Annotated in this window: 32 protein-coding genes; 13 read left to right on the top strand and 19 right to left on the bottom strand. The window is 65.8% G+C overall.

Annotation, left to right across the window (positions count from 1 at the left end; all coding sequences use genetic code 11):
- From M4486_RS19765 to M4486_RS19685, 17 genes are all read right to left on the bottom strand, one after another.
- On the bottom strand, positions 1-425 hold a 425-nt coding region (locus M4486_RS19765; protein WP_249481254.1), incomplete at its 3' end, for a hypothetical protein.
- Complete coding sequence (locus tag M4486_RS19760; RefSeq protein ID WP_249481253.1) at positions 422-853, bottom strand: TadE/TadG family type IV pilus assembly protein; 432 nt, start codon at positions 851-853, stop codon at positions 422-424. The genes M4486_RS19760 and M4486_RS19765, both read right to left, overlap by 4 nt.
- Positions 854-917: 64 nt before the next feature.
- Positions 918-1,385, bottom strand: coding sequence for a TadE/TadG family type IV pilus assembly protein (locus M4486_RS19755; RefSeq protein ID WP_249481252.1), 468 nt, complete (start codon positions 1,383-1,385; stop codon positions 918-920).
- 8 nt (positions 1,386-1,393) lie between these two features.
- Positions 1,394-1,588, bottom strand: coding sequence for a hypothetical protein (locus M4486_RS19750; protein ID WP_249481251.1), 195 nt, complete (start codon positions 1,586-1,588; stop codon positions 1,394-1,396).
- A 116-nt stretch (positions 1,589-1,704) separates the two neighbouring features.
- Positions 1,705-2,595, bottom strand: coding sequence for a hypothetical protein (locus M4486_RS19745; RefSeq protein ID WP_249481250.1), 891 nt, complete (start codon positions 2,593-2,595; stop codon positions 1,705-1,707).
- Positions 2,592-3,443, bottom strand: coding sequence for a type II secretion system F family protein (locus M4486_RS19740; RefSeq protein WP_249481249.1), 852 nt, complete (start codon positions 3,441-3,443; stop codon positions 2,592-2,594). Before M4486_RS19740 ends, M4486_RS19745 begins: the two co-directional genes overlap by 4 nt.
- Positions 3,444-3,448: 5 nt before the next feature.
- A complete protein-coding gene (locus tag M4486_RS19735; protein ID WP_249481248.1) occupies positions 3,449-3,613 on the bottom strand; it encodes a hypothetical protein in 165 nt (54 codons plus the stop codon).
- A 2-nt stretch (positions 3,614-3,615) separates the two neighbouring features.
- Positions 3,616-5,085: a TadA family conjugal transfer-associated ATPase gene (locus M4486_RS19730; RefSeq protein WP_249481247.1), complete on the bottom strand. Its 1,470-nt coding sequence runs from the start codon at positions 5,083-5,085 to the stop codon at positions 3,616-3,618.
- Complete coding sequence (locus M4486_RS19725) at positions 5,082-5,867, bottom strand: P-loop NTPase family protein (protein ID WP_249481246.1); 786 nt, start codon at positions 5,865-5,867, stop codon at positions 5,082-5,084. The genes M4486_RS19730 and M4486_RS19725 overlap by 4 nt, the downstream gene beginning before the upstream one ends.
- Positions 5,868-5,870: 3 nt before the next feature.
- Positions 5,871-6,569, bottom strand: a complete 699-nt coding sequence (locus M4486_RS19720; RefSeq protein WP_249481245.1) for an SAF domain-containing protein — start codon at positions 6,567-6,569, stop codon at positions 5,871-5,873.
- 19 nt (positions 6,570-6,588) lie between these two features.
- The gene (locus tag M4486_RS19715) at positions 6,589-6,960 is read right to left on the bottom strand and encodes a hypothetical protein (protein WP_249481244.1); all 372 of its coding nucleotides are present in this window, start codon (positions 6,958-6,960) and stop codon (positions 6,589-6,591) included.
- A gap of 23 nt (positions 6,961-6,983) precedes the next feature.
- Positions 6,984-7,643, bottom strand: a complete 660-nt coding sequence (locus M4486_RS19710; protein ID WP_249481243.1) for a ParA family protein — start codon at positions 7,641-7,643, stop codon at positions 6,984-6,986.
- A 275-nt stretch (positions 7,644-7,918) separates the two neighbouring features.
- Complete coding sequence (locus M4486_RS19705) at positions 7,919-8,152, bottom strand: hypothetical protein (protein WP_249481242.1); 234 nt, start codon at positions 8,150-8,152, stop codon at positions 7,919-7,921.
- A gap of 182 nt (positions 8,153-8,334) precedes the next feature.
- Entirely contained in the window at positions 8,335-8,556 is a 222-nt protein-coding gene (locus M4486_RS19700; protein ID WP_249481241.1) for a hypothetical protein, read from the bottom strand.
- Complete coding sequence (locus M4486_RS19695; RefSeq protein ID WP_249481240.1) at positions 8,553-8,888, bottom strand: hypothetical protein; 336 nt, start codon at positions 8,886-8,888, stop codon at positions 8,553-8,555. Before M4486_RS19695 ends, M4486_RS19700 begins: the two co-directional genes overlap by 4 nt.
- A gap of 91 nt (positions 8,889-8,979) precedes the next feature.
- On the bottom strand, positions 8,980-10,443 hold the full coding sequence (locus M4486_RS19690) for a DNA cytosine methyltransferase (protein ID WP_249481239.1): 1,464 nt from the start codon (positions 10,441-10,443) through the stop codon (positions 8,980-8,982).
- A 40-nt stretch (positions 10,444-10,483) separates the two neighbouring features.
- The gene (locus M4486_RS19685) at positions 10,484-11,233 is read right to left on the bottom strand and encodes a hypothetical protein (RefSeq protein WP_249481238.1); all 750 of its coding nucleotides are present in this window, start codon (positions 11,231-11,233) and stop codon (positions 10,484-10,486) included.
- A 241-nt stretch (positions 11,234-11,474) separates the two neighbouring features.
- Here M4486_RS19685 and M4486_RS19680 point away from each other — a divergent pair, with 241 nt between their 5' ends.
- The 12 genes from M4486_RS19680 (at position 11,475) to M4486_RS19625 (ending at position 25,016) form a co-directional block, all read left to right on the top strand.
- Entirely contained in the window at positions 11,475-11,756 is a 282-nt protein-coding gene (locus M4486_RS19680; RefSeq protein WP_249481237.1) for a hypothetical protein, read from the top strand.
- Positions 11,750-12,754, top strand: a complete 1,005-nt coding sequence (locus tag M4486_RS19675) for a conjugal transfer protein (protein ID WP_249481236.1) — start codon at positions 11,750-11,752, stop codon at positions 12,752-12,754. The genes M4486_RS19680 and M4486_RS19675 overlap by 7 nt, the downstream gene beginning before the upstream one ends.
- Positions 12,751-13,131: a hypothetical protein gene (locus tag M4486_RS19670; RefSeq protein ID WP_249481235.1), complete on the top strand. Its 381-nt coding sequence runs from the start codon at positions 12,751-12,753 to the stop codon at positions 13,129-13,131. The genes M4486_RS19675 and M4486_RS19670 overlap by 4 nt, the downstream gene beginning before the upstream one ends.
- 4 nt (positions 13,132-13,135) lie before the next feature.
- On the top strand, positions 13,136-13,744 hold the full coding sequence (locus tag M4486_RS19665) for a hypothetical protein (protein WP_249481234.1): 609 nt from the start codon (positions 13,136-13,138) through the stop codon (positions 13,742-13,744).
- A gap of 89 nt (positions 13,745-13,833) precedes the next feature.
- Positions 13,834-16,260, top strand: a complete 2,427-nt coding sequence (locus M4486_RS19660) for an ATP-binding protein (RefSeq protein ID WP_249481233.1) — start codon at positions 13,834-13,836, stop codon at positions 16,258-16,260.
- A complete protein-coding gene (locus M4486_RS19655) occupies positions 16,253-18,466 on the top strand; it encodes a hypothetical protein (protein ID WP_249481232.1) in 2,214 nt (737 codons plus the stop codon). Before M4486_RS19660 ends, M4486_RS19655 begins: the two co-directional genes overlap by 8 nt.
- 1 nt (position 18,467) lies before the next feature.
- Positions 18,468-19,745: a D-alanyl-D-alanine carboxypeptidase family protein gene (locus tag M4486_RS19650; protein WP_249481231.1), complete on the top strand. Its 1,278-nt coding sequence runs from the start codon at positions 18,468-18,470 to the stop codon at positions 19,743-19,745.
- A 26-nt stretch (positions 19,746-19,771) separates the two neighbouring features.
- Entirely contained in the window at positions 19,772-20,626 is an 855-nt protein-coding gene (locus tag M4486_RS19645; RefSeq protein ID WP_249481230.1) for a hypothetical protein, read from the top strand.
- A 592-nt stretch (positions 20,627-21,218) separates the two neighbouring features.
- Positions 21,219-23,321, top strand: coding sequence for an FtsK/SpoIIIE domain-containing protein (locus M4486_RS19640; RefSeq protein ID WP_249481229.1), 2,103 nt, complete (start codon positions 21,219-21,221; stop codon positions 23,319-23,321).
- Between the two features lie 55 nt (positions 23,322-23,376).
- A complete protein-coding gene (locus tag M4486_RS19635) occupies positions 23,377-23,997 on the top strand; it encodes a 3'-5' exonuclease (protein ID WP_249481228.1) in 621 nt (206 codons plus the stop codon).
- On the top strand, positions 23,994-24,719 hold the full coding sequence (locus M4486_RS19630; protein ID WP_249481227.1) for an HNH endonuclease family protein: 726 nt from the start codon (positions 23,994-23,996) through the stop codon (positions 24,717-24,719). The genes M4486_RS19635 and M4486_RS19630 overlap by 4 nt, the downstream gene beginning before the upstream one ends.
- A gap of 6 nt (positions 24,720-24,725) precedes the next feature.
- Positions 24,726-25,016, top strand: a complete 291-nt coding sequence (locus M4486_RS19625; RefSeq protein WP_249481226.1) for a hypothetical protein — start codon at positions 24,726-24,728, stop codon at positions 25,014-25,016.
- Here M4486_RS19625 and M4486_RS19620 read toward each other — a convergent pair.
- Both M4486_RS19620 and M4486_RS19615 read right to left on the bottom strand, forming a co-directional pair.
- Positions 25,004-25,612 (bottom strand): hypothetical protein, encoded by a 609-nt coding sequence (locus tag M4486_RS19620; protein WP_249481225.1) that lies wholly within the window; start codon positions 25,610-25,612, stop codon positions 25,004-25,006. The two genes, M4486_RS19625 and M4486_RS19620, sit on opposite strands and share 13 nt — an antisense overlap.
- Before the next feature lie 96 nt (positions 25,613-25,708).
- Positions 25,709-25,957 carry a glutaredoxin family protein gene (locus M4486_RS19615; RefSeq protein WP_249481224.1) on the bottom strand — a complete coding sequence of 83 codons (249 nt, stop codon included), beginning with the start codon at positions 25,955-25,957 and terminating at the stop codon, positions 25,709-25,711.
- Positions 25,958-26,246: 289 nt separating this feature from the next.
- On the opposite strand from M4486_RS19615, the gene M4486_RS19610 reads away from it, so the two are divergent.
- Entirely contained in the window at positions 26,247-26,834 is a 588-nt protein-coding gene (locus M4486_RS19610) for a hypothetical protein (RefSeq protein WP_249481223.1), read from the top strand.
- Positions 26,835-26,850 lie beyond the last annotated feature (16 nt).

Raw genomic sequence — 26,850 nt, 5'->3', positions numbered from 1 at the left:
GGGGTGGTCACCTCGGTCTGTCCGTGGATGAGGTCGACGCGGGCGGTGCGAGTCCCTGAGACGGTGTTGATGCCGACGAGACCCAGGAAGATAGTGCTTTCGGTGCTCGTGACGGTGACTTCGATCGTGGTGGGGTCGATGACAGTCACAGTGCCGTTGGCGCCGGCTTGGCTCAGGTAGCCGCGCGCGTCCGCGGCGGCGGTGCTGGCGTCAAGAGAAGCCGATGCGCCGTCGGCCGGGAGGGAATCAAGGCGCTGAGAACCGGCGCGAGCAGCCTGTTGCGCGAGGGAGGAGGCCTCGCTGATTGCGGTCGCCTTGGCCCCTCCGTCGACGACGAGACCGACCACGAGCATCAGAGAGAGGACGGCCACGACGAACAGCTCGGCGACCTCTCCTCGCTCGAGACGGGATCGGAGCTGAGTCATGACCGCTCCCGGTAGCTGTCCAGGGGGCTAGCGGTCTCCACGGTGATTGTCTTGGTGCCCGCGAGGCCCGGGACGGATATCAGCTGGCCATACGTGATGGTGCACTGAATGGTGCTGTGAACAGTGCTGACCTCGCCCGGGGTGCTGGTGAAGGCACTTGCGTCCACGTGCACTGAGACGCTCGTGCATGTCTTCCCCTGCTGGCTGAGCTCACGGGTGAATGCCTCCTGCACGCGGCCGGTCGCGTCCTGTTGGTTGACGGCCAGGGAGGCGGCGCGCGCTGAGGAGTTAGCTGCTGTGGTGACGCTCTGCTGGCCCTGTGCGATGCCGGCGCCAACGACGAGGAGGCCGAGGATGAGCATGAAGACCGGGGCGAGGATGACGACTTCAGTGCTGGCTGCTCCGCGCTCGAGATCTCGACGAGTCATGCTCCCCACCTCCTAATCGGAAACTGATGACAGTCTAGGCCGTCCGGCCTGGACTGTAAACCCCTTACGGAACATAGTCCTCAACGGGAACCGTGACGGTCTGCTCGATGAAGGGCATCTCCAGCGGAGACATCAGGGACAGAGCGTGTCCACGCACCGTGACCGTGACGCTGTCTGCGCTGTGGGTGGATGTGACTGTGTAGGAGCGCAGGACCCCGTGAGCGCTGTCCGCTAATGCCGCCCGAGTGACGGTCTCGGAAGACTGTGTGGACTGGTAGCTGGCCTCCGCTGTGGCGCCCTCACGTGCGGAGTAGGCGGCCAGGCTGCGGGCGTATCCCCATATCCCTGCTTGGATGATCACGAAGAGCAGGCCGATGGTCAGGGGAAAGATGATGGCGGATTCGGTGACCTTCCCCTGCTCAAGTCGGCGTCGCCACGAAGGAGCAGAGCTCCTCAGCTGGATCGCCGAGGCTGCGTCCTGCGAGGACGCGGGCATCGAAGATCGCAGCGTCTTGCGCCAGCCCAGAGTCATCGGAAAGCTCAGCCCAGTTCGCCGATCTTGCCGTCGACCCAAGCCTTGATACCGATTGCGACGGCACCGGCGATGGCGATGCCGAGCAGGACCATCAGGATGTACTCGACGACCTCTCCGGCTCCGGCGGACTCGCGGGCGCGACGAGAGTGCTCTCGCAGCGAGCTCACGAGCAGGTGCAGCAGAAGCTTGATGGCTTCCATGGTGGGGTCCTTCCGTAGGGATGTACGGGTCGCACTCTTATACCGGGTTGGGGAAGGCGTGGTGTGACCGGATCTGCCTCACATTCTTACAGCAGCGGTGTGCTACGGCTGCTTGGTCAGGAGCTCGCGAGCGTGAGCAGGGCCGGAGCGATCAGCAAAGAGACGAAGGCGCCCGCGAGGACGGCCAACGGCATCGACATCGACTCCGACTTCGCGTTCGCAGATCCCTGCTCGGTTCGTAGCTGTGCGTTCCGCATCGAACTCGCGTGGGAACGGAGGTTCTCCCAGATTGAGGCTCCCTCTTCGCCGGAGAGGCGAACGATGTCAGCGATCTCGTGCAGCTCCGAGATCCCAAGCTCGTCTCCCAGTTCACGCAGATCTCCCCAGGCGGATGTCCCCCGTAGGCGGGAGCGTTCGATGAGCTGCTGAATCCGCACGAAGAGCTCGTTGTCACCGACCATTGCGGCGTCGCGGAGAGACTGGCTGGCGGAGGCGCCACCGATACGTGCCAGCGCGACGAAGTCGACGTAGGCGGCGATGACCTTCCGGTAGTGGATGCGTCGCCGCGCGGCACGCTGGCGGACCTCGATGTCGGGCAGGAAGAAGAACACGCCGGCGAGCACGGCCATGGTTCCGACGGTGATGGGGATCGGCAGAGCGATGTTGCCGAGGTAGGCGAGCATCGACATGATCACCGGGAACAGCAGACCAGCCAGGGCGGCCATGGCTTTCTGTCCGTAGAACTTCCGGGCCGACCAGTCGATCAAGGCGAGGTCGTGCTCGGGGGTGATGATCATGGGCACGTGCGCGATGGCCCTCTCTGTCCAGGCTCCGAGTCGCTCTTCGAGCCCGCGGGGCTTCACGGCAAGCGTGTTGTCTCCAGGCGTGGAAGCGCTGAGGCGTTCCAGTGCTGCCGGAAGGGCGGGCTGCGGGGCGATAAGTGCTCGCACCAGCAGGTAGAGGCCAGCGCCGATACCGCCGCCCAGGATCAGGATCAGTGGTGTCATCGGGTACCTCCCGTAGGACGAAGGAGACGCTGCCCCTTGGGTTCGCGCGATGCGAGGTTCATACCCACGAGGCCGACGAGGAAGAGGGCGACAAGTGCGATGAGCACGATCTGCCCAAGAGGTGTCTTGTAGGGCTCCACGTAGGACGGGTTGAAGATGAACTCCCCGGCGATCACGAGCACCGCGATGGCAGCGATGAAGCGCGCATTCGCGCGGGGCTTGGCCCTGTCGGCTTCGATTTGCCGGCGCGCAGCGACGTCGTCGGAGATCGTGCTGGCGGTGCCCTCGAGGAGTCGTGCGAGTCCTGAGCCGCGGCGTCGCGCGCCGAGGCTTAGGGACCCGACGAGCATGTCCCCGGTGGGGTCGTCGAGGTCATCTCCGAGCGCTTCGAGGGCGTGTTCGATCGGAATCCCAGCTTGGAGCCGGGCGGCGAGCATTCCGATCTCTTCCTTGAGTGCCTCGGGCGCCGAGTTTCGGGAGGCGATGATGGCCTGTTCGATGTCTCCACCGGCGCTCAACAGGCCGGATAGGGATCGTGCCCACTCCTCCATGCCGTTGAGGCGGTCGATGGTTTTCTTGCCGGTGGATCGGGGAATCAGGCTGGGTGTAATTAGGGCGATCGCTGGCCCGGCGATGACTGCGACGAAGTACCCGGTGAGCAGCCAGACGGCGATGCCTATGACGAGGCCGATGACGCCCAGCCTCAGCTGTTGGCGCCGCGCGCCGCTCAGGCGCCGGCTCTGCGCTCGGTGGGTGGCCGAGGTGCCGGTGGGGCGCAGGCCGGTGATGAACAGCCAGAGACCGGCTCCAAGGGTAAGGACGAGGGCCGCTGCGATTGGAGGCATCATTGTGTTCAGTCCTCCTGGGTGAGCATGTCGGCCATCTCGTGCAGCTGTTCGGCGAGTTCGTGACGGTCGATCTCCTCGAGGGGTAGTGCGGGGTCAGTGAAGTCCTCGGTGTGCGCCGTGACCTCGACGGCGTACCAGCCGTAGGCGCGAAGCGTGGGTGATGGGTTCATGGTCAAGCCACCTGGTCCTCATCGAGGAAGGGGCGGAGATCATCTATCCATTCGGGGGACATCTGGTGGATGATTTGGTCCTCCTCGAGGCCCCACAGGCGGGTGAATGCCACTCTGCCGTCCTCCCCTGGCTGGTAGGTGGTGACGTCGGTGATGCGTCGCGTTAGAGATGACTCGCCGGTCCAGGGATTGCGCGTCTTGACCATGTCGACGTAGACGGCGAGGTCGATGTTCTCGGCGACCTGGCGGCGGGCGAAGTCTTCGGTCACGCGCCCGTCCTTACGGGCCAGCGTCACGATGCGCTCGGGGATCGTGGCGCTGCTCTTGGCGTGGATCGTGGAGAGGCTGCCGGCGCCGGTCTGCATGGCCTCGAACATCGCGATGATCTCGGATCCGAGGACCTCGCCCACGACGAGTCGGTCGAGGTTCATGCGGAACGAGTCGTGTGCCCAGTCATCCATGGTGATCTCGCCGATCGGGCGACCGTTGGCGTCCTTCTCGTCATTGCCGGGAACTGCCTCAAGAGCGATGAGTCGGCGGTGGCGCTCCTTGCCGAGCTGGTGGAGGTGGAGCTCGGCTGTGGACTCGAGGGTGGCGAGCTTCTCCCAGGGGTCGATTTCGTTGACCAGCCCTCGAAGGAGGGTGGTCTTGCCGGCGCCCTGAGCGCCTCCGACCATGATCGACTTTTTTGCTCGTACGGCGGCACGCAGGAAGGACGCGAGGTCTGGGGGCATCAGGCCCAAGTCCACGAGACCGGCGAGGTCGATGTCGACGAGTCTGTGCACACGGATGGTCGCGATCGGCTGGTCCACAACCCAGCCCGTGGCGTAGAGGCGAGCGGTGGGACCCAAGCTCATGTGCAGACGAGGGTGATTGGGGTCGAATGACTGGCCGTTCTCACGGGCGTAGAAGGCGAGTGTGGACAGGAGATCCTCGTCCGACTCGGCGACGGGCTCTGCCTGTTCGAACGCGTTGCCTGTGCGCTGGATGAGGACATCGTCGTACCCGTAGATCTCGATGTTCTCAATGGTGGGATCGTCCAGCAGTGGCTGGAGCCGTCCGAAACCGAAGAGCGACTCCATGACTGCCTGGGTGATGGCCCGGCGCTCTGCGTTGGTCCACTGCACCTCGCCACGGTCGAGGCGATGGTTCTCCTCATCGCTGATGTAGTTACCGATCAGCGACATTGCCTGTGCGCGCCGGTCCTGTTCGTCAGTGCCGGGCTGGTTCTCTGCGGCGATGGCATTGGCGACTTCGTTGCGGATCCTCTGGACGACCTTCCAGTCAGTGAAGCGGGATGGAGGGGGTGCTGGGTGGTCCAGAGAAGTCGGGGATGGCACCGCTGCGGCGTCTGCCTTGTGACGGGTCAGAGGGTTGGGGGTCGCCGCCATCGCGGCGGAGTCATCGAAGTCAGCAAGGGCCAGGGAGTCGAAGTCAGGAAGATCCTGGGGCTGGGGGTTCTGGGGGGTCATCGGGTACCGCCTCGGAGGGTCTGGATGGCTTCGCGGCGTTTCTGGCCGGCGGTCCTTGTCGCTTGTGCCAGGCCGCGCAGGCTTCGCGCGTACGAACCTGTATCGAAGCCACGGGGCCGGGGCTTGCCGTGGGCGAAGACAGCTGCGTGTTTGGGAGCCCAAGGGAGAGATCCCAGGGAAGGGATGTGCAGTGCTCGAGCGGTCTCAGAACTCGAGTAGGTGTCGGGGGCTCCGATGGTGACCACATGAAGGGCAGGAGATGAGAGCCCGTCTTCTTCGGCTAGACGGTGGTGTTTGATCGTCTGACGGGCGGTCAGTGTCGAGGTGATCGTCGGGCGCAGCACGAGTGCGGTGATGTCCGAGGCTTGGAGGATCGGTGCTGCGAGATAGCGCGAGTGGACGCGCCCGATGTCAACGATCACGTCCGTCCCCGCGCGCTCGAGGTCATACAGCGCCAGCGCCAGCGCCTCCCATCGTGTGGACAAAGACCGTCCGTGCAGTGGGTTGCTGATGCCGGGGACAAGCCGCCGGATTGGCTCCCGCTCGTCGGTCAGGGCAATGGATCGCTGCATGAGCTGCTCTTCGAAGTCCGGGCCGGGTGACACATCGAGGATGGTCGAACGAGGGGGGATGCTGCCGGCGAAGAAGCCGGCGAGAGTCGAAGAGGCGCCGACCGTGTCAGCCTCGAGCAGGATCACGTCTCGCGGCCACGTCAGTGCCAGGCCCAAGGCCGTTGTGGAGGCACCGGGGGAGCCCGAGGCGGTTGTCAGGGAGATCAGCATGGCTCACTCCGCCTTGGGGACAAGGACGAGGCTGATGCGCCCGGTGGCTGACAGAGACGCCAGGGTTGCCGCCTGGTCATTGGAAACCAGAATGTCGACCGTGAGCCCTCCGTCTTGAGTGGGAGAGCCGATCGCATGCACAGTGCCAGCGATCACGGGCGCATCACCGCTAGGAGGATCGTCTCCCTCCCGGGGAGTGCCGATCACCTGAACTGCTGACCCCGGGTTCAGATCGTTCGAGGGGTACTGGCCGGCGGCCACCTTGATGCCGACAACAGCTGTATCTGTAGCGGGGAAGGCCGCCGCACTTGTGCTCCCGGGTGCGACGATCTCGCCCTTTTCCAGAGCGCTCGTCGTCCGCTTCCCGACAAGTGAATCCAGGTCCCCACCCGCGACCACTGCTGTACCCGAGGGGACGTTCACGTCGCTCGTCAGGAGGTCATCCGCCTCCAGGACCTGCCCCTCCGGAACGCTATCGGCAGCGACCACGACCTGTGTGGTCGTGGACAGGCGGTCCACCGTCCAGTAGGCGCCGAGCGCGCCCACGATGATCAGTGCGACTCCCGCCGCGATCAGGGTCGGCCGGCGCCGCTGGCGTAGGGGCGTGCCGCTCGTAGCGGCGCCCTTCGGGACGGCCGGCTGCTCGTCCTTCTCCGCGGTCTCTTCGGCGTTCTTCGGCTTCCTCTTGGGCAGAAGTGCCATGGGGGAGGTCCTTTCGTCTTCAGTCCTGGGCGTGCCGGAGGCTCTCCAGCAGATCCTGCTCGGTCCATCCGGTCAGGGAGTCCTCGTGCTCGAGGAGGTAGTCGATGGCCACACGCGCGAGGATCCGGTCCGTCATCGAGGGGACCGCCTCCTTGGCGGGAAGGTCTTTCTGTGCGGTCCTGCGAGCGGTGTTGATGCGACGCCGCAGTCGAGCAAGGCGCAAAATCTGGTCCGGGCGCACCCGGAACTCCTTGCGGACGAGGTCCTCCTCGGGGATGGACACGCTCGCGGGGGCCGGTGTGGTCGGCGCGGACTTCGTGCTTTCTGCTGCCGTCCTCTGCGGCACGTCGTTCTTCCGGATCTTGTTTCGCAGCGAGACTTCCTTGGACATGGGTGGCTCCTGGGGTCGTTCTCTCAGAGGGTGGCGATCGCGGACAGCAGCTCCACGGCGGCCTTGCTGTAGTCGCTGGCCGCGTTGTGCGCCGTCACGGTCCTTCGGGGCGACGAGGTGACGAACACGCCGTCCTCGTAGGCGTCGGCGAAGGCTGAGTAGCTGCGGATGACCGACTTGAACACGGGCTTGTCGACTTCCTCGAAGAACGCTCGTGCGCGTGCCTCCTTCCGCGGCCTGCGCGCGTCCCACTTCGTGAGGAGCACGGCGTAGGGCTTGCCTGCGGGGGCGACGAGCTCGTCGATGTAGCGATCCGCCGGCTCCAGGGACATCCCGTCGGTCTCCGTGGTCACGAGGACGAAGTCGGAGACGCGCAGGAAGGCGTCGACCAGATCGTTCTGGGCCCGGCTGCCGGGGGTGTCGATGAAGACGAGGTCGTAGCCCTCGGCGATCTCGCGGATGCCGTCGAGATCGCTGGGGTCCGTGAGCAGGGCGATGTCGAAGTCGGTGGCGTCCTTCCCGACCTGGCCGACCCAGGCTCCAAGAGAGCCCTGCGTGCTGTCGGCATCGATGGCCAGGACGCGCTTGCCGGTGGCGGCGCAGACGGTGGCGAGCTCGCCCACGCTCTGGGTCTTGCCGACACCGCCCTTCTGGTTGCAGACGGTGATGATGCGAGTAGTCATGGGTGGCTCCTTCGTTGTCGGAGATGACAGTCCATACCGTACCGGATAACCGAGACAACGAAAATACGAATCTCAGGAAAACGTGGGATTGGTCGATGACGGGTCGGGTGGCTCCGCCTCGGCCGCACGGTGCGTATCGCGGCGACCCTCGAGCTCTCCGCGCGCCTGGACTGCGATCGGGGAGTGGGTGCCGCGGTGTAGCTCCTCGCTCAGAATTCGCAGCAGATGATTGCTGCTCATGTCGCAGAGCCGGGCCGGCCGGAGTGCGGTAACCATCAGGCCACGTCCTGGAATCGTTTCTGGATGCGCTCCTCGCGTTCCAGGCGCTGTGCCAGGCGAATGCGTCCGCGGCGTCGGGCGGCCCGAGCTGCGTCGTACAGGCTGTCCCAGCCGGTGCGTGCGAGGGCTTCGGTGGGCCAGACGCCGCCGTCCACGAGGTGCTGGAGCTCGTCGAGGCGGACCCGGAACTCGTAGGCGGGACCAGTTGATCGTGTGTTGCGATGACTCATGACGGGTTCACTCCTTCAGTTTCGAGGTCAGAGAGGTAGGTCAGGAGATCGAGCTGCTCGAGAGGAGGCGGTGAATCATCTGTCTCGGGAGCGCTCGGTGACGTGTGTGCGACGACGGCTGCGGGGCGTGCGTTGGCGTTCATGGGTTCCCCTTCCGAACAGGCCGCAGTGAGCTGAGTGGGTCAAACCCACTCGTGGTGGATGCGGGCGATGCCGGCGGCGTGGTCGATGTCGCGCAACGGCACGTCGTAGGCCGCTCGTCGTGTGGTCTTGTCGGGGAGAACGTGGCGCCGGGCGCGCATGCAGGAGGCGGCGGTGTCAGGGTCCCAATCAGGCCAGTCATGGACGTCGGCTTCGGTGCGCCCGGTGGCGTAGGTGATGGTGGTGATCAGGCGGGTTGTCATCGGTCGTTCTCCTCCTCCTCCGCGTACTCCCATGACTCCTCGCCATCCGAGATGAAGAGGTTTACGGGCCCTGATCGGAGGGGTTGCTCTTCGGGGCCGGTGAACGTCGCGGGGATCATGGAGCCGTCCTCGAAGAACGGGGTGATGAGGCATCCGCCCTGGTCTTTCATGGTGTGGCTCTGGTGCCCCCGGTCGAAGGGGTGCTCGCATCCCTCGTCGCACCAGACGCGGCACGCCGTGCCCTGTGGGGCGTTGCAGTCGATCGACCAGTGCACGTCACCCAGCGGGCTGATCGTGACGGTCAGGTGGTGGTAGTTGGTCGTGGTGCTCATCGCTTGTCTTCCTGTTCTGTGAGGTCGTCGAGAGCGTCGTAGATCGTGAGTTGGTTCTTGGGAACGTCCTCCTCGAGGTGCGAGGTGTGGATCATGGGGCCCCCTCGAGTGATTCGGCGGCGGCGGCGACGAGGTCGCGCGCGGCCGGGGGTGTGACGGCGTTCCCGGCCATGCGGACCTGGTCGCGCTTCGTGCCGAGGATCCGGTAGTTGTCGGGGAAGGCCATTGCCTGCTTGATCTCGGACGGGGTGAGCATCCGGAAGGTGCAGTCCTCGATCGCCGGGCTGCCGCCCGTGAGGAGCGATTGGTGCCCCGCTGTAGTGATGGTGCGGACGGGCTCTGTTGCAGGAGTGGTCAGGTGTGCTTCCCCGCCGATCGGTTGCCCGTAGTTGCGCATGATCAGCGCGTGGTGGTTCCCGGACGCCGTCACCGTCGCGAGCGGCTGCGTGATGGAGCGGGCGTCGGAGCCGCCGCCGCGGAGCTCGGCGATGAACGGGGTCAGCAACCCCGTCTCGTTGCGTGCGGTCTGCGTCCGGTACGGCTCCGCGACCGGGCGGGCGACCTTCCCCTCTCGGCCCTCGACGGGCACTAGTAGGGACGCGTGGAGCCCGCCGGCGACCATCGTCGGCGCGACCTCGCGAACCGACGACGAGCGGGTGCCGTCCGCGCCGGACACGTGGTTCACGACGAGCGGGTCCCGGTCGGCCCCGGACCAGTACCGGTCGATCCCGGCCTGGATCCGGCGCATCGTCTTCTCCGCGAGCGGTCGGGCCCGGTCGCCGATGCGCTGGCCGAGGTCCGTCCAGTCGATGATGCTCGAGGCGGGCAGCCACTCCGGGGTGACCTCCCGGCCCCGGCACTCGGTGTGCGGGCACGCGAACCGGTACTGCGACTTGAACCGTCCGGCGCGGGCGGCGTTCTTCCACACCTTCATCGCGCGCACGTCGCCGTGCTCGGGGCACCAGGCCGGCGGACGCTGGACTGCTCCGAGGTCGGGGCGGCGGTTCCCCTTTCGCCAGAAGATCGCGTAGAAGCGATCGCGGGACTGTGGTGCCGCGGCCCCGTGCGCCCAGGCGTGCATGGAGTTCATGTAGACGACCTCGTGGTCGTACCCGAGGGAGTCCATGGCCATGAGCCAGGCCCGGTAGGGGTGCCAGCGGGCGACGTCGACGACGTTCTCCACGATGACCGCCTGGTAGCGGTGGACCTCGGTGAAGCGGGGGACGTCCCACATGGTCGCCCGGCTTCGCTCGGCTGCCTCGTCGGGGACGGGGTTGAACAGGTCCGGCTGTGGGGCGTGGCGCGCGCCCTTCGCGATGGAGTGGTTGGTGCACTCGGGCGAGGCCCAGAGGATGTCCGTCTTCGGGTAGTAGCGGGGGTCGATCTGGGAGAGGTCGGCGCAGATGTGGCCGGTGTCGCCGTGGTTCTCGGCGTGGGTGTCGACCGCGAGCTGCCAGTGGTTGGAGGCGACGCGGACGGTGACGCCGGGGACGTCGACGGCTCCGGTGGAGGATCCTCCTGCTCCGCAGAACAGATCGGTCAGGGTGAGTGCCATTGGTAGTGCCTCCTTGATGCGCCTGGCGGGAGGGGTGCGGTCAGAGGGCTTCTCGAGCCATGTCTGCCAGCAGGTCGTGGTCGTTCGTGATTGCCTGAGCGATGCGCTGCGCGAGGCGACTCGCGCGCTTCCGAACAGCAGCGTCCGAGAGATCTCCCAGATCGAAATCCCGATCGAGGGAGATGCCGGAGTCCGGCGAGTAGATGGCGATCAGAAAGCGAGCCTCGTCGAGAGAGATCACGTTCTTGTCGCGTGCCCAAGCGAGGCCTTCGAGAAGATCGATCTGGCTCTCGTGCTCGCTCTTCCCCTCGGGGTTGAATCGCGCAGCCTCGGTCAGCGCGAACTCGCTGTTCCAGATGTTGATGTCGCGTGAGCATTCGAATGCCATGCGGGAGTTGATCTCGTCCCGCAGCTCCCACTTGATGCGGGCGGCCACGCGGGTTGTCTTGGAGCGGATGGTCGTCTTCTCGATGACGTCGTAGAACGCCTCGATGACGATGACGAACGCATCATCCGCCCGCTGGATCTTCTGCCGGTTCTTGTGGAACAACTCCAGCGCGAACTTGGCGATGGTGGGCCGCATTGCGTGCAGCAGCAGATCCCGAGCCTGGCGATCCGTCCCGAGTCGAGCCAACAGGGTGTGCAGGGCGTGGTCGGTCGTGGCGTAGTCCCGCTGGGCGAGCAGGTCGAAGAACTCGCGGACAGTGCGGGCGGATCCGACGGGGGCGGTGAGCTCGTCATCGAGCATCGCCTTGAACGTGGTGGCGAGCGCGGTGTTGAGGTCTTCCATGGTGGCTCCTCGGCGTGGGATCGGGTGATGTGCTTCCACGCTGGCGAGGGCCTCTTGCCCTGAACCTTGCCCACGGGGACAAGGAGCGGATCGGGTTTCTTGCCCCGGAGAAAAGAGCAGGTCAGGGCGTCGACTAAGGGTGACGTTGAGGGGTTGCAGAAAGTTCTTGGCCGGGGTCGGTCACAACGGTGTGCCTGTGCAGCGGTATTAGGGGTGACCCACCGATGCAGAGGAGATCCCGATGACCGTCACGCTCGACCTCGATGCCTCCAGGGCGACTGTGAGCGCTGCCGGCGCGGTATGCCGGCGCGAGCGCCAGCTTCGTCTGGCCCTGGCCGCCTTGATTGCGCACCCGCGGGACGCGGATGCGTGGGCGGCCGCGCGGGCCAGTGTCCGGCCCTCCGAAGAGCTCGCGCTCCGCACGGATCTCGAACTGCTCGAGTCGGTGGCCCAGAGCGGGGATGCGGGGAAGGGCATGGGTGGCTCCCCCCGCATCCCCTTCACCGAGGAGGACCCGTGCTGACGCTGACCCGGAAGAAGAAGGAAGACACGGCGCCTGATCTCGAGGACGATGAGGAGCTGGAGACCGCGGCCGACAAGAACGAGAAGCGTAAGAAGTTCTCGCTGCGCCCGCGCAATACCGATGTCACGAACTCGTGGACGAATGGCGAGCGACTGAAGTCGATAGCGTCGACCGGGCTCGCCTGGGTTTTCATCGGATGCGGTCCAGTTGCCCTCTTCGGGCAAGCCTTGAGCGGGGATTCCTCCGGGCAGACCTCCACCGTCCAGGTCCAGGACGCAGGAGATTCTCAGCGGGTGTCGGAATTCGCTTCGACGTTCGTGACGCGTTATCTGAGCACCCAGCGCGGGAACGAGGATCAGGTGACCTCGATGCTGGCCAAGGGCACCGATAACAGCCTGAGCCTGGCATCAGACCCCGCCGCCCCGACGGCCGTCACGCCGGGACAGGCCGTTGAGATCTCGGACGGGCACTGGATGGTCACGGTGTCCTCCGAGCAGCCCGGGAAGAAGGACGAGCCGTCGACCCTGCACTACTGGCAGGTCCCCGTGATCACGAACGATGCCGGGTCGATGGCAGCCGGTGCCCTCCCCTCGATGGTGGCCGCACCGACAGGTGGAGATCTCAGCGTGGACAGGGGCAGCAGCGTGAGCGACACGGACGTCTCCGACACCGTCACGGCCTTCATGCAGGCATACCTCGCGGGACAGGGCGAGGTCTCTCCGCTGACCTCCCCCGGATCGCAGCTGAGCGCCGTCTCCCCGGCTCCGTACACCGAGGTCACCGTGCCATCGGTGGAGTCCGCACAGGAGGCCCCCGAGGCCCCCGTCGAAGGGGACCAGATCCGCACACAGATCACCGTCACCGCCATCGCGGCCGACGGAACGAAGACGCAGCTCGAGTACAGCCTCGATCTGCGCTACCGCGACCGCTGGGAAGTCTCCGCGGTCAACCCCACAACCCCCGCAGCATCTGCTGATCACGAAGGAGCGCAGTCATGAACGACATCCTCATCCAGGCCGGGCCGATGCTTCAGGCAGACGGCATCTTCGACGTCGTCAACAACACGGCCGGCCTTGCGGCTGAGACCGGAAAGGTACTGCTCACGGCGGCCCTCTGGGTCGGCGCGGTCGTGCAGGCCTTCAAGGCGAAGTTCTCGTTCACGAGCATTCTCGTGGGCATCCTCATGGTGTGCGCCGGGCTCGGCTTCCTGTCGCAGCTCAACGTGGTCAAGGGGGTCTGGAGCGACACGTTCAAGGACTCTGCGATGACAACGGAGCAGCCGAGCACGGTCGTCGCAGAGGGCCTCGACCAGCCGATGGTGATCACGGTCGCCCAGCCCCTGGCCACTGGCCAGGAGTTCGTGCAGGCGGCGTGATCGCATGAACGAGGGTCTCGTTGTCCGCTTCTACACCCAGGCGCGGAAGATCCCCGCACTGCTGGGGAAGATCGGCAACTGGAACATCCCAGGCGGCCCGTACACCGCCACCCAGGGCGTGGTCTTCCTCCTGGTCAGTGCGGTCGGCAAGTTCACGATGCCCATCTGGGCCGGAGGAATGCTTCCGCTGATCGCCTGGGCCCTCCTTCTCGTCGTCGCGGGGGGTATTGGCTACCTCGCGGGCCTCATCCCGATGAACGGCCGCAATCCGTTCATGCTCCTGCTGGGCGTGCTCGGCTATGCCGACGCCCCTCCGATGGGAAGCCAACGAGGCAGGCCGGTCCGCCTCGGGCGCACGCACACGGTGCGACGACGGACGTCGTTGCCCACCACTACTGGGAGCGCTGCCGAGCCCACTCCAGTGCGTGAGGCGGAGGACCTCGAGCAGGAGGAAGCGCAGCTCGAGGTCCCGCTGGCAGATTCCACGGATTCCGAAGAGGCAGAACGTGTGCCCGTCGAGTCCCTGGAACGGGAGGCGGTCGCGGACGGCCCATCCCCTCACCAGCTCAACGAGGTGCAGCAGCTCCTCGCTGCATCTGCACAACGGAGGTAATCCCCATGCGTCACCCTGCCGCTATTCGCTTCGGGCACCTGATGTGGACAAGGACTGGTGTCTGCTGGGCTCTGTGGGAGCTCTCAGGCATGAGCTACGGCCGACGTCCCGACAAGGAGAAGGAAGCCGCTCGAGGGGTCCACCAGGCGATGTTCCGGGCGCTGATCGGTGAGTCGATGATCGTGAGCCCCGTGGTCGGCCAGGACCCGGTCACCGTCGTGCAGCAGATGATCGAGGGCGTCGATCTGGATGAGCACGAAGCCTGGGCCGAAGAGGCAGAAGCCCGTCTCGACTCCCTGGAGGGGACCCAGGCTGGCGACCGTCTCTACTTCCTGTGCGTCCCCCTGCGGAACTCGGGAATCCACGCCTTGACCGCGCCTCTGACGGTCGCTGCCGGGAACGTGAAGGCCTCCCTCGCCCTCCCGCACCACGGTGTCTCTCAGGGAGAGGTCGACTATCGGATGGCTCAGGCCGCCCGGATCGAGTCCCTGATCCCGCGCACGTTCTCCCCGCGCCGGGTGACCGTGGCTCAGCAGGTATGGCTGGAGTATCACCTCCAGTTCCGTGGTCTGGACTCCACGGGCTTCTCCCGCGAGGACCTCGAAAGCGTCGCGCCCGTGCGCCATATCGGCGACCCCGTGATCGACGAGGGAGGCAAGAGCGACGAAGGGCCGCGCCTGAGCAAGCTCAACCCGTTCGCCCACCGCTATGCGAAGGTCGGTGATGAGGACTCCTTCGCCGAAGGACTCGCCTCCTACCAGTCGATGTTCGCTCTCACGGGCCTGCCTCAGGGCGGCCTCCAGTTCCCGGGATCCGAGATCCTCGGGAACATCGACTCCTACATCCCCGGAGCCGACTTCGTCCTGCGCCTTCGCGGGCGGTCCTCGGATGCTGCCAAGAGAGCCAACAAGCTGGGCATGCACCGCATCAATGAGCAGCTCGACCAGCGAGCAACCGAGGTAGGCACCGGTCATCACGATCTCGACGCGTCCCTGGACGCGTTGACCGAATATGACCAGGTCCTCTCCAACGACAGAAACGAGGTCGAGGAGCAGCCCGTCATCCTCTTCGCGGTCTGCTCGGATTCGGCCGAAGACGTTGTCGAGCGTGCCACCCTCGCCGTCAAGACGCTCCGCGACGAGGACATGACCGTGGTCCATCCCGCGGGATACCAGGAGGACCTGTGGTGGGCCTTCACCCCGGGAGCTCCGCTGACTGCGAAGGTCAACGAATTCGCCCAGATCACCACCAGCCGCGACCTCTCCGGGCTCGTTCCCATCACGGTCGCCAAGCTGGGCGATACGACCGGGGCGCTGATCGCCGAGAACCAGACTTCGGCACTGCTCTCCCACGTTCTTCTGGACCTGCCGAACACGTCAGGCAAGCGCGACATGAGCGGCTGCATCGGCGTCACCGGGGAGCTGGGGTCCGGGAAGTCCACCACGATGAAGATCCTCATGAAGGCCCTGGTGGATCGCGACGGCTGCAAGATCATCGCCACGGACCGCTCCGAGACGAGCGAATGGGTCAAGTTCATCTCGACACTGACGCGCCCGACGATCGTGGACATGACCGAACCGGCGTATTCCCTCGACCCACTGCGGATTCTCGACGCCGGCAAGGGCAGCGAGCTGCTGTCGAACTTCCTGGTCCTCCTGCTCGACCTGGACCCCACGTCCGAGGAAGGCGTGCTGCTCGGCGAGGTGATCGCCCACGAGTACGTCACCGAGCACCACATCACCGGCCTTGGCGCCTTGCTGGAACACCTCACCGCGCTCGCGAAGGAGGGCAACGCAGAGGCGAAGACGCTGGCGGGGAAGATGCGGGTCTACGCCACCAAGGACCTGGGGCGGGTGCTATTTGATGATTCGCTGCCGCCGCTGCCGTGGCGCGAGTCCCAGTCCATCGTGATCCGCACGAACCGTCTCGAGATGCCCGAGAACACCGAGCTCGAGCACAACCACCTCTACAAGATCATGCGGATCCAAAAGCGGTTCGGTCGTGCCGCATACACACTGATCACGACGCTCGCGCGCGTGATGTGCTTCGACAATCCCGACGAGTTCGCAGCGTACTTCGAGGACGAGTCGCACATGGCGACGAGCAACGAACTCCAGATCGTCGACCTCAAGACCTTCATCCGCGACGGTCGCAAGCACGGCGCCGCACTGATCCTCGGCAGTCATGACCCCGAGCACGACTTCGGGGACGAGACCATGCGCTCCCTGATCCCGATCAGGATCGTGCACAAGCAGACCGACAAGGAGCTCGCCAAGCGTTCCCTACGGTGGATCGGCTTGGACGCAGAAGATGAGGATCTCGTCGACGAGCTGCGCACGGACATCTCGCCACAGGTCGGCGACGAAGTGCCCCCCGAGCGTCGCGGTGAGGCCTTCATGCGCGATGCCAGCGGCACGATCGGGCGGGTCCGATTCCTCACGCCCGCCAGCACCGCCTCCCGCGAGGCCATCACCACCACCCCGGGACAGCACCCGGAGGTGAGCGCACATGACTGACGCACTCGTGCGAGTGTTCTTCCCGCCCTACATCCCGAACCTGGTGCGGGCGATCCTGGCTCGCCCCCGCCTCGCGATGTGGATCCAGGTGACCCTGCTGGCCTACATCGTCATGGTGGTCGCGGCCCCGCCGGCCTTCGCTGGCGTCCCTGACCCCTTGAAAGCCCTGGATCGCAAGGACTCCTCGGGCTACATGGTCAGCAACTACAACATCGAATACCTGCTGGACTGGGTGAACATCAAGCTTCCGTTCGAGAGTCTGAATGCGTGGCTGATTCAGCTGCTGTGGGAGGTCTACCGACGCGGAATCGGTGTTGTGGCGCTGCTGTTGGACTACACGCTGACCTTCAAGTGGCTGGACTATCTCACGTACCCCGTTGAGCAGTGCGCGAAGGTCCTCGACAACGTCCTGGACCAGGTGCCCATGCTCCGTGAGCTCCTGTTCCTCCTGGCCGTCGGGATCGGACTCCTCAAGCTCCTACACGGGAACCCCGTCAAGGGAGTGACCGAGATGCTCGGCAGCATGGCGGCGTGGGGCATCAGTGCGGCCATCGTGGTGAACCCCGTGAGCTGGGTGACTGGCCCGGACGGGATCCTCACCCGGACGAAGGAGGCCGTCCAGCAGCTCAGCGCACAACTGGTCTCCCCGGACATAGAGGCAGGACAAGCGGACCCCGCGGACGCCGCCGGATCCATGGCCCAGCAGCTGGTCACCATCTTCGTGCGCAAGCCACACCAGTTCCTGGCATACGGGGGCCTGGCTGACGGTGGAGGCTGCGAGAAGACCTACGACGACAACCTCAAGAAGTCCGGCGAGGACCTCGCCAACGCGATGCTCAAGTGCAGCCCCGACTTCGGGGAGAACATCAAGCACCCCAGCGTGGTGCTCCTGGTCACCGCGTTCATCCTTCTCTTCGGCGCCGTCGTGGTGATGGCGGTCGTCGTCCTGTGCGCCGTGATGATGCTCTACGAGTCGGCGAACTTCCTGCTCGTCGCCGTGCATGGCGTGTGGGAGCTCTTCCGCTCGGTCGGCCCGGGCGAGTCCTTCCGCGGTCTGGTCGGACTCTTCCAGAACGGGCTCGAGTCCGTCGCAGCCCTGTTCTTCGTGGTCCTGGTCAATGCCGCGTACTTGGCGACGATCATGTACATCTTCACCGAGTGGGACGAGCAGATGATCGTCCTCTTCCTCGTCGTCGATCTCCTCCTGCTCGTGGTGATCGCCATGCTCATCGTCCAGCGCGGGAAGATCCGCAAGGCCTTCCAGAGGATGCGTGAGCGCACCAAGGCCAAGGGAGCGAACAACCTCGCGGTGCCCCGCCGTCTGAACCCGGGGCACTTGGCCATGGCGGGGGCTTCCGCGGTGGGAAGCCGCATGGGCAGCCGCCGCACGCGGGCAGACGGCACCGAGAAGCCGACCATGCGCAGCCGCATCGGAGGCGCGGGGAAGAAGGCGGGGAGCCTGGCAACTGCTCCTGCTCGGGCAGCCTCTCGACACGTCACCCGCCCCGGCTTCATGTCGGGTCGCCTCGCGACGGGGACGGCTCGTCGTGCTGGTGCCCTCAGCAAGGTCTCGAACAAGCGTTTGCGCGGGATGTCCTACGCCCTGGGCGAGAAGAAGTGGGAGAAGAAGGAAGCGAAGAAGCAGGCCGCGCGCACACAGAAGCGTGAACGCCGAGATGCCCGACGGTTGGCCTCGAAGCACTGGACGTGGGGTGGCGCGAAGCGCGAGGCCATGGAGCGAGACAAATCCAAGACGACCCTTCCCCAGCAGGAGAACGCTGACTCGAAAACCTCCCAGAACAGGCCCAAGCCCGCACAGCAGGATCGCGCGCGCAAGAGCCGGGATGCCGCACAGAAGCCGATCAAGCAGACGCCGGCCAAGCAGACGCCGGCCAAGCAGAGTGAGGCGCAGTGGCAGGAGGCGCCGGAGGCGCAGCGAGGGAAGAAGCCGCAGCGTCGAGCGTCGTCGGAGACCGGGAAGTCCACAGAGCGTCAGGCCGGCGCAGGAAAGCCATCGACGAAGGCCAGTGGTTCCGGCAAGAAGCAGGGGAGCAAGCCTGTGCCCGCGAAGAGCTCGGGTGGCCAGCGTCCCTCCGCCAAGGAGTCGCTGCACGCCAAGCTCAAGGAGAAGAAGGCCAGTGGCTCTTCCTCGCCCAAGCGCACTGTGAAGGCGGCGCCGGGCAAGCACGCAGGCAAGGCGGCGTGAGATGAGGAAGTGGCTCGTCTTCGGGCTGGTCGGGGTGCTCGTGCTCGGCGTCGCGACCTTCGGCGGCCTCATCCTCATCATGTTTCAGACCGTGTCGGTCACCGGGGGGATGGGTGCCTCTTCGGCAGGTTCCGCTACGTGCACGCAAGAAGGCGGCACCGACACCGCCCTGAGCGTCGGCGCCGGCGCCCCTTCCGCGGTGGCCGGACTCGACAAGGAGCAGACCGCGAGCCTCGCCCTGATTATGAAAGTGGGGGAGGACGAGGGCATGTCGGAGCGAGCTCAGCTCGTCGCCGGGATGACCGCGTACCAGGAGTCCAAGCTCAAGAACATCACGGGCGGCGATCGCGACTCCGTCGGCGAGTTTCAGCAGCGGCCGTCCCAGGGATGGGGAACGGCCGAGCAGCTGACTGATCCGAGCTACGCCGCCCGGGCGTTCTACAAGGGCGTCGACACCGCGAACGGCCACATCCCCGGTCTCGCCGACATCAAGGGCTGGGAGTCGATGAGCCTGACTGAAGCGGCCCAGGCCGTGCAGAAGTCCGGATACCCCGACGCGTACGCGCAGCATGAGGTGCTCATCCGCGGTGCGATGGGGAAGCTCGCGGGGGTGTCCCTCAGCGAGGCAGCAGCCAGTCTCACCCAGGGGGATCTCGGCTGTGACTCCGATGCGCTCACGTCGGCACCGAAGGGACTGCCCACGCAGGCGCAGCTGACGAAGGACTCCTCGAGCGTCAAGTGCCCTGAGGGCACCACGGATCTCGGAGTGGCCACGGGCGGCTTCCAGGGCAAGCGCGTGCCGATCAGGCTGTGCTCGATCAACGGCACGGTGTGCACAGGCAGCGACTGCCGCAGCGGTGAACTCAACGGCAAGGCCCGCGGCGAGGTCATCTTGAACTCGCTCGTGGCACCTCACTTCATGAAGTGGCTCAAGGCGGTCCGAGCCGACGGATTCAACCCGCAGTTCTCCTCGAGCTTCCGCAGCTGGGAAACACAGGTCTCCCTCTCCGGCAGCAGCAATGCTGCTTCGCCCGGACACTCAAATCACCAGATGGGCGCCGCCGTGGACATCGCCGGGCTGCCGGGTACATATACCCGCGGAAACTGCTCGGGCGCAGCCAAGGATGGATCCTGCCAGGCAGATAATGATGCTTGGAAGTCGTATCACAAACGCGGTCTAGAAAACGGCGGGTTGTTCCACGACGAAGAATTTTGGCATCTTGAATGGGTGATCACCCGCGCCTCGGAGCGCGACGTCCCCTTCATCAAGGCCGCGTGAAGCGACCCCCGGAAAGAGGCCCTATCATGCGTATCCCGATTAAAGCGGTTCTGGCTCTCGTTGCCGTGATCGTTGTGATCGCCTACCTACTCCTGCGGCCGACGCACGATGAACCGGCGCCCGCGACAGCTCCCACATCCGGCGCACCGACGGCGCAGGAGGAGACTGCGCCGGCAGCATCCACGGCGGCTTCGGAGCCCAGTGAGGTGGAGGTCCCGGGGGTCATCCGCAAGTTCGTCAAGAGCTACGCGGAGCGTTCGACTGATCAAGATGCATGGGGAGATCAGCTGAGCCCGTACACCACGCCGGGCCTCTACGCGTCGCTGCTCTCCAGTGATCGCGACCTCGCTCGAACAGCCGGGGACCAGATCCTCGAGGCCGAAGATCAGCGCGTCTCCGTGGGCTCTGGAGGCACCGCGAGCTACACCCTCACCTATCAAGAAATCGAGGGGGAGGACGAGGGCGACTCGACCCACTACGTGGTGACCGCCATCGACTACGTCGATCCTCCGGAGCGTGCTGCTCTACCCCTGGGGTCCAATGCCACAGAGCAGCTGCGGCCGATCGTCCAGGACGCACTGACGGCCACCATCGCCCAGCCCGGCGGCATGAGCGACGAAGACCGAGAGGGCGCGATCCGGGATGTCTTCAGCGACCCGCACGATGCTCTTCACATCAAGCGAGTCGCGAGCTCGAAGACCTCGATCCGGGTCGGGAACGCCCATGAGCTCGTGGCCGCCGAGGAGCGCGGACAGCTCGTCGTCCACGCCACCGCCCCCTATGCCCCCGATGGTCAGACCGCAGCGAAGTGGGTGACCGTGACCGTCTCCCTCGAGCGAGACTCGTCGGGCCAGTGGCAGCTAAAGGACGCCACGGTCTGACGCTCCGAGTGGGGCATCGACTGAGATGTCACGCGGTGGCAAGGTCGAGCATTTACGCTGGTCAGCAGCGAGGGCAAGGCCGCCGACAGCCGCTGTAGAACGTGGCTGAGGTGAGGCAGGAGTAGTACGCCGAGGCCGGCTCTACCGCATCAGAGGCACCCGGAACGGGTGCCCGAGATCTTCGCGACTCCCATGTGACCTGCACGGATCCCCTCGAGCAGGTGGCCGAGACCAGGACTTCATGACTCAGGACGGAGTGGTCTAGGCGCTGCTCTGAGTCTGCTGAGTGGGGGAGGCGGGATGTTCTGGAGTGCGGGAGCGCTGTAGGACAGCGACTCCGGAACCTCTTCGAGAACCCGTCGTCGCTGATCCTAGCATGCGCGACCAAACGGAAGTACGAATCCACGAAACTGCGGCAGCGCGACAGTGCGGATACGCGAGACCACGAGACCCCGGCATCCCGAAGATGCGAGGGAGCGAGAACACGGGACGCGGGTGCGCGCGGATCCAGACCAGATGGCCTCGATCGGTCACAACGCGACCGCGGGGGAGCGGTATAGGAGTGACCCAGCATCGCGAACGGAGACCTTCGATGGCACAGGCAACCGCGGCCCCTCCCCGCAAGCCGAGCACCTCGACATCCCACACCGGCGGCAGAGCCGGCACCGCTGTCATCGGGGCCGGCGCGGTGCTCGCCGGTGGAGGCGCTCTGATGATGGTGGGTGATGTTCCGGCGCAGACGGTCGCCGTCTGCGCCGCCCCACCTCTCGCGGTCGTCGGCTTCGCCCGATGGCGAGCCTCCCGACGGAGCCGGGTCACCAACGATCTGACCCAGGCGCTGGCGCCGCTCGCCGGCGCGGCGGCTGTCGTGAAGTGCTCGAAGTGGGCCCGGCGCGAGTACGTCGACCCGAAGCCGCAACGGATCGAGATCCGGTACCAGCCCGAGGCTCGGGACGGTGACCCCAAGTGGGTCGAGCAGGTTCTGTCTGTCGTGGGGGCGCGTGTGGGCCACGACTACGAGGTCGATGCCCACCCCAGCCACCGCAAGCGCATCCTGCTCACCCAGGCCGGCCCCAGCGAGAAGGCCGCCGAGGACGACACTCCCCGCGGTCGCCTCCAGGAGCGGGCTGAGGTCACGATGCTCGAGATGCTCGGCAAGGAATCTCGAGCGAAGTACCAGTGGGGTAAGGACGAGAACCTCGAGGGGATCGAGGTGCGGTACCCGGATACGGTGGCCGTGAAGCTCACCTCCCGCATGAAACGGCAGCAGATCGAGCGAGTTGTCACCGCGATGCTCCCCGGACGGTGGAGAGCGCAATGGGATCTCGAAGCTTCGCGCGCTCACTTTGAGCTGCGTCCTGCTCTGCCTGAAGGTGTGTCGCACCCGAAACCCGTCATCACCGATGCGAACCGGTATCGGATTCCTACGGGTGTCACCGAAGACGGTGACACCACGTTCTGGGATCTTAAATCCACGTTGCCCCACGGGCTGACGAACGGTAAAACCGGAACCGGTAAGACCGTGGACATCATGGGTATCGTCATGGAGTTCGCATTCCGGAAGTGGCCGTGCTGGATCTCCGATCCCAAGCAGATCGAGTTCCTCGGTGTGAAAAAGTGGCCCAACGTCCAGATCGTTGCGATCACCATCGAGCAGCAGATGGCGATGATCGTCCGTGCGTGGGAGCTGATGGAGAAGCGGTACACGCAGATCGCCACCGGCGCGGACGAGCGCGACTTCGAGCCGCTGCTCGTCGTTCTCGACGAGTTCGCCGACCTCCGCAGCGCCATCACCCACTGGTGGGCCGAGAACAAGCACAAGGGTGCGCCCGCCAAGTGCCCGATCTTCGGCATGATCGGGTCCCTCGCCCGCAAGGCCCGCAGCGCGAAGATCCACCTCTACTTCGGCACCCAGCGCCCTGATGCGGAGATCCTCTCCGGCGAGGTCCGCGACAACCTCGGCTTCCGGCACAGCCTCGGGCGCCTCTCCGTGGACGGCGCTCGCATGATGTGGGGCGCGCCGTACATCGGCACCAGCGTTCCCTCGAAGATCCCCGGCCGAGGCATCGCCATGGATGACGAGGGCGAGCCCGTCGAGTCGCAGTCCTACTGGACTCCCGACCCGCGGCGAGCACTGCGCGACCGCAAGGAGTCCGACCTCGAGATCCTGCGGAACCTGCTCCCGGAGGAGATCACACACAAGCGCCTGGACATCGAGTTCGACGACGAGGACGCCGCCACATGGCTCGATGAGGGTGGGAAGAGCACCTACACGCCGTGGGGAGCGATCATCGAGGCCACCTTCCGCACGGCCGGCGACGCCGACGAGATCATCGACCTCGATGCCGAACCGGAGGAGCAGGACGTCGCCGACGACCCGCCCGAGGAGATGGGTGTCGAGTTCAGCCGGCTCGACCGCCACCTGCACCTCGTGACCGACGACCTCGAGACCGAGGACGACGACTACGGGCCCTCCCAGAACGTCCCGGCCGACAGGATCAAGGACGGAGATCTCGTCTATCTGGATGACCAGTGGGTCGTCGTCGAATGCGCGGAGGCCGATCTCGAGGACGACGGCATGATCTCGCTCTCGTGGCGCTCGGACGAAGACGAGGCCGGCGAGGTCGCCTTGGACGCCGATGAGGTCATGGATATCCGGCGAATCACCGAGGACAAGGACGATGAACAGAACTGACCCAGCACGCGCTTCGCGAAGGCGCACCGGCGCCGGCACACCACAGGAGGACATCGTGAGCACCCACCCAGGCCATGACGAGCGCATCATCCGCACCCCAGTGACGACGTCGCTGCCACTGGTCTTCGTCGACACCGAGACCACGATGCTCGAGCCGACACCGAAGCCCTGGGAGATCGCGCTGATCAAGCAGGAGCCCGGGGAGCTCGACCAAAGGGTGCACATCATGATCCGCGACGTCGACATCTCCGACGCCAGCCCCGACTCGCTCGAGCTCAACGGCTTCTACCGCCGACATGCGAACTGGAGCAACACGCAGCAGCCCGAGGGGGCCTCGGTGCTGACCTCAGCGGAGACCTCACGCATCGTCGAGGAGTTCACGGCCGGCACCCAGCTTGTCGGCGTCAACCCCGACTTCGACGCCCGTGCCCTGGAATGGCTGCTGCGCCAGCACGGTCTCCGGCCGCGCTGGCGCCACCAGAGCATCAACCTCGTCACCTGGACGTATCCGGTGCTCGCCCAGCGCGGACAGGCCGTGAACGTGCCGACGTCCTCCTACGAGCTCGCGGCTCAGGCTGGCGCCGAGCCGCCTTCAAACGCCGAGGCTCACACGGCGCTCGGCGATGCCCTCTGGGCGCAGCGCTGGTGGGACGCCCTGGTCGAGGAGGATCGATGAGCAAGAGGAGTAGGCCGGTGCTTGGCCTGGCAGCGGGCGCACTGCTGCTTGTCTGCGGCGCGTACGTCATGCCGGGCAGCCCCGTGAAGGACTACGCCGACGACGCCGCGTCCTCGCTGGGTATCGACCGTCCGGCGGAGCCGTCGACGGAGAAGATCGATGCGAAGGCGATCAAGGGGGCCGAGGGCTCCCTGGAGAAGCTGCCTGTGGCCGATCTCGGTTCGGGGGACGGGTATGAGCGTGATGCCTTCGGGCAGCGTTGGGCCGATCTGGACCACAACGGCTGCGATCAGCGCAACGATGCCCTCCGCGCGGCGGGTACCGAGGTCAAGGCGAAGCCGGGCACGCACGACTGCGTCGTCGTCAGCGCGCAGATCAAGGACCTGTACACGGGCGAGACGATCTCCTTCGTCAAGGGGGAGAACACCGTGGACATCGACCACATCGTTCCCCTGTCCCGAAGCTGGCAGCAGGGAGCTGCGGACTGGGATGAGGACCGTCGCGAGGAGTTCGCCAACACCCAGGAGAACCTGGTGGCCGTCGACGCATCTGCGAACCGGTCCAAGGGCGATCGCGGTCCCGAGGAGTGGATGCCCGATGCGGGCCAGTGCACCTACTCCGTGCGCTGGGTCGAGGTGAAGGAGGACTTCGACCTCAGCGTCACGGCGGCTGAGAAGAGAGCGCTCGAGAAGGCGCTGGACGACTGCGGCGGAGAGGGCTGAGGAGTCATGGACAAGGAGTGGGAGAAGATCATCCTGGGCATGGTCGGCCTCGTCGCTGGGATGTACTTCCTGCCGAAGTTGGTGTCGAAGTTCCTGCCCTACGCAGTGGACCAGGCTGCTGCTCAGCTGCTCAGCTGGCACATCGTCGTGCCCGCCGGCGCGGCTCTGTTCGAGATCCCCGGGACAGCCGTGGGCCTGGATCTGGCGAGGATCCTCGTGGGATGCGGCGTCATCTTGGTGGCAGGAACCCTGGGGATCAGGGCGCTGCGCGCGCAGCGGGGCAGTCAGGCTCGCTGAGCGGGACGTGGCCGGGTGCTGCGCCAGGCTCGGATCTCGTCGCGGTCCCACAGACGCGTGCGTCCGATCTTCCGTGCCGGCTCGGGGAAGTCCTTGGAGAACTCGGTGTCCCGCAGCGCGTACTTCGTGACGCTGTTCGGCTTCACGCCGAGCTCGAGGGCGACGCCGGTGCGGGTGAGGAGACCGTCCACTTCCGTGGTCTCGGTGTCGGCGTCGATCTGGAGAACGCGCTGGCGCCGGGCGTTCCAGGTACGGATCTCCTCGAGGTTGAAGTAGGGCCGGTTGGAGATGCGCTTGACGGGCTTGGGGAAGGACTCGTGCCAGCCCACGTAGTTGCGCATCGACCCGTAGCTCAGACCTAGGTCCTCGGCAGCCTCCTGGAGCGACACCAGGCGCACCGAGTCATCCTCCGAGGTGGGCAGGGAGGGATTCTCCCGCTGTTCTTCCCAGGCCTGTACGGCCTCGAGGTCGTACAGGCGGGTGCCGCCCCTCTTGCCGACGGGATCAGGGAACCCATCCATCAGGGTGTGCTTGCGGATCGTGCGGGCAGGGGTGCCTAGCTTCACGGCGATCTCGCTCAGCGGCAGCTCATTCATGGTCATCTCCTCGATGGCACGAGAAAGCCCACTCTCCCGGAGGATTCCATCTGTCAGAACGAAACCGAGGGAGAGTGGGCCTCTCAAGGGTACAGGTCACGAAGCCTTCGACAGGCGCGGGACCAGTTCGTCGATCTTGGTGAACTTCAGGCCGCCCCAGTGCTCGTCTCCGACCTCGGCGACGGGGACGGAGAGGTAGCCCAGGGCTTTGATGTGGGCCTTGGCCTTGGGGTCCTCGGCGACATCGATGTACCGGAAGGGCACGCCCTTGCGGAGAGCGTGCTGCATGAGCATCTTGCAGCGGCGGCAGTCGGGCTGCCCGTAGATGGTCAGGATCGGGTCCATGGCAGGTGCCTCTTCGTGCAGTGGATGGGTCACCTCTATACCGGTCCTGGGCGGCACTGGTGTGACGCCACGCAGGGTGCGAGTTCGCCTGGATCTGGATCTGGTGCGCCTGTCGGGGCTCCTTCCTGTCGGTTTCGGTTGACGTATGACAGACTAGGCCGCTCCGGTGAAGGTTGTCAACTTTTTCGGTCTCGGGGTCTGTCGTCAGAGCTGAGCACTGCGCGAGGGCCTGGTCCGGCAGCCGGGGCCATCGGGGGCCGGAATATCCTGGAGGTGCGTTGGGAGGGGCATGATGACCAGGTTCTACGCGTTAACCAGCAGCGAGGTCCCGGGCGGCCGGGCGACGATCGGCGCCGAGCTCGGCGGTCGCGTCTACTTCTATCTCGCCAACACGAAGCTGTGGCATCAGAGCGATGGCCTCGAGCTCCACCTCGTCGACGGAGGAGTGCCCGAGATTCCCGCACTCGAGGTCCCGGGTCGGCTAGCAGAGGTGGGGAAGGTGGATGGTCGCGGCCTCAGTGGGCGCTGCCTGCGTGCCCTCAAGGCGCAGCCGCCGGGGGAGAAACGCACCGGTGCCGAGCTCGGGCTGCGTACTCAGCCAGGTGATCGGCCGGTCGCCGGCGGCGGGCTGCGCGCGCTACTCGAGGACCTTCCCATCGGGGAGCGGCGGATGATCGCCCGCTATGACGCCGATAGGAAGGCTGTCGCCCAGAACCTCGCCTACGAGATCAACAGCCGGCTCAAGAAGTCGCTGGCAGGCCTGGAGGTGTCCGCCGGGGCATCTGTCGAGGAAGTCGATGTGGTCGTCACGATCCAGCGAGAGGCGCCGCCGGCGCAGCCGGCGCGCGGCCGTGCTGGGCAGATGCTGCCCGCATGAGCGCCGAGGCCAAGGA

The sequence above is a fragment of the Brachybacterium kimchii genome (assembly GCF_023373525.1).
Classification (GTDB): Bacteria; Actinomycetota; Actinomycetes; order Actinomycetales; family Dermabacteraceae; genus Brachybacterium; species Brachybacterium kimchii.
Note: the sequence above shows the minus strand (reverse complement) of the source record. Positions and strands in the feature narration are given on the sequence as shown.

What these genes read in the sequence shown, in the direction of transcription:
- M4486_RS19760 (WP_249481253.1), bottom strand. Translation starts at nt 853, where the DNA reads ATGACTCGTCGAGATCTCGAGCGCGGAGCAGCCAGCACTGAAGTCGTC.
- M4486_RS19755 (WP_249481252.1), bottom strand. Translation starts at nt 1,385, where the DNA reads ATGACTCTGGGCTGGCGCAAGACGCTGCGATCTTCGATGCCCGCGTCC.
- M4486_RS19750 (WP_249481251.1), bottom strand. Translation starts at nt 1,588, where the DNA reads ATGGAAGCCATCAAGCTTCTGCTGCACCTGCTCGTGAGCTCGCTGCGA.
- M4486_RS19745 (WP_249481250.1), bottom strand. Translation starts at nt 2,595, where the DNA reads ATGACACCACTGATCCTGATCCTGGGCGGCGGTATCGGCGCTGGCCTC.
- M4486_RS19740 (WP_249481249.1), bottom strand. Translation starts at nt 3,443, where the DNA reads ATGATGCCTCCAATCGCAGCGGCCCTCGTCCTTACCCTTGGAGCCGGT.
- M4486_RS19735 (WP_249481248.1), bottom strand. Translation starts at nt 3,613, where the DNA reads ATGAACCCATCACCCACGCTTCGCGCCTACGGCTGGTACGCCGTCGAG.
- M4486_RS19730 (WP_249481247.1), bottom strand. Translation starts at nt 5,085, where the DNA reads ATGACCCCCCAGAACCCCCAGCCCCAGGATCTTCCTGACTTCGACTCC.
- M4486_RS19725 (WP_249481246.1), bottom strand. Translation starts at nt 5,867, where the DNA reads ATGCTGATCTCCCTGACAACCGCCTCGGGCTCCCCCGGTGCCTCCACA.
- M4486_RS19720 (WP_249481245.1), bottom strand. Translation starts at nt 6,569, where the DNA reads ATGGCACTTCTGCCCAAGAGGAAGCCGAAGAACGCCGAAGAGACCGCG.
- M4486_RS19715 (WP_249481244.1), bottom strand. Translation starts at nt 6,960, where the DNA reads ATGTCCAAGGAAGTCTCGCTGCGAAACAAGATCCGGAAGAACGACGTG.
- M4486_RS19710 (WP_249481243.1), bottom strand. Translation starts at nt 7,643, where the DNA reads ATGACTACTCGCATCATCACCGTCTGCAACCAGAAGGGCGGTGTCGGC.
- M4486_RS19705 (WP_249481242.1), bottom strand. Translation starts at nt 8,152, where the DNA reads ATGAGTCATCGCAACACACGATCAACTGGTCCCGCCTACGAGTTCCGG.
- M4486_RS19700 (WP_249481241.1), bottom strand. Translation starts at nt 8,556, where the DNA reads ATGACAACCCGCCTGATCACCACCATCACCTACGCCACCGGGCGCACC.
- M4486_RS19695 (WP_249481240.1), bottom strand. Translation starts at nt 8,888, where the DNA reads ATGAGCACCACGACCAACTACCACCACCTGACCGTCACGATCAGCCCG.
- M4486_RS19690 (WP_249481239.1), bottom strand. Translation starts at nt 10,443, where the DNA reads ATGGCACTCACCCTGACCGATCTGTTCTGCGGAGCAGGAGGATCCTCC.
- M4486_RS19685 (WP_249481238.1), bottom strand. Translation starts at nt 11,233, where the DNA reads ATGGAAGACCTCAACACCGCGCTCGCCACCACGTTCAAGGCGATGCTC.
- M4486_RS19680 (WP_249481237.1), top strand. Translation starts at nt 11,475, where the DNA reads ATGACCGTCACGCTCGACCTCGATGCCTCCAGGGCGACTGTGAGCGCT.
- M4486_RS19670 (WP_249481235.1), top strand. Translation starts at nt 12,751, where the DNA reads ATGAACGACATCCTCATCCAGGCCGGGCCGATGCTTCAGGCAGACGGC.
- M4486_RS19665 (WP_249481234.1), top strand. Translation starts at nt 13,136, where the DNA reads ATGAACGAGGGTCTCGTTGTCCGCTTCTACACCCAGGCGCGGAAGATC.
- M4486_RS19660 (WP_249481233.1), top strand. Translation starts at nt 13,834, where the DNA reads ATGAGCTACGGCCGACGTCCCGACAAGGAGAAGGAAGCCGCTCGAGGG.
- M4486_RS19655 (WP_249481232.1), top strand. Translation starts at nt 16,253, where the DNA reads ATGACTGACGCACTCGTGCGAGTGTTCTTCCCGCCCTACATCCCGAAC.
- M4486_RS19650 (WP_249481231.1), top strand. Translation starts at nt 18,468, where the DNA reads ATGAGGAAGTGGCTCGTCTTCGGGCTGGTCGGGGTGCTCGTGCTCGGC.
- M4486_RS19645 (WP_249481230.1), top strand. Translation starts at nt 19,772, where the DNA reads ATGCGTATCCCGATTAAAGCGGTTCTGGCTCTCGTTGCCGTGATCGTT.
- M4486_RS19640 (WP_249481229.1), top strand. Translation starts at nt 21,219, where the DNA reads ATGGCACAGGCAACCGCGGCCCCTCCCCGCAAGCCGAGCACCTCGACA.
- M4486_RS19630 (WP_249481227.1), top strand. Translation starts at nt 23,994, where the DNA reads ATGAGCAAGAGGAGTAGGCCGGTGCTTGGCCTGGCAGCGGGCGCACTG.
- M4486_RS19625 (WP_249481226.1), top strand. Translation starts at nt 24,726, where the DNA reads ATGGACAAGGAGTGGGAGAAGATCATCCTGGGCATGGTCGGCCTCGTC.
- M4486_RS19620 (WP_249481225.1), bottom strand. Translation starts at nt 25,612, where the DNA reads ATGAATGAGCTGCCGCTGAGCGAGATCGCCGTGAAGCTAGGCACCCCT.
- M4486_RS19615 (WP_249481224.1), bottom strand. Translation starts at nt 25,957, where the DNA reads ATGGACCCGATCCTGACCATCTACGGGCAGCCCGACTGCCGCCGCTGC.
- M4486_RS19610 (WP_249481223.1), top strand. Translation starts at nt 26,247, where the DNA reads ATGATGACCAGGTTCTACGCGTTAACCAGCAGCGAGGTCCCGGGCGGC.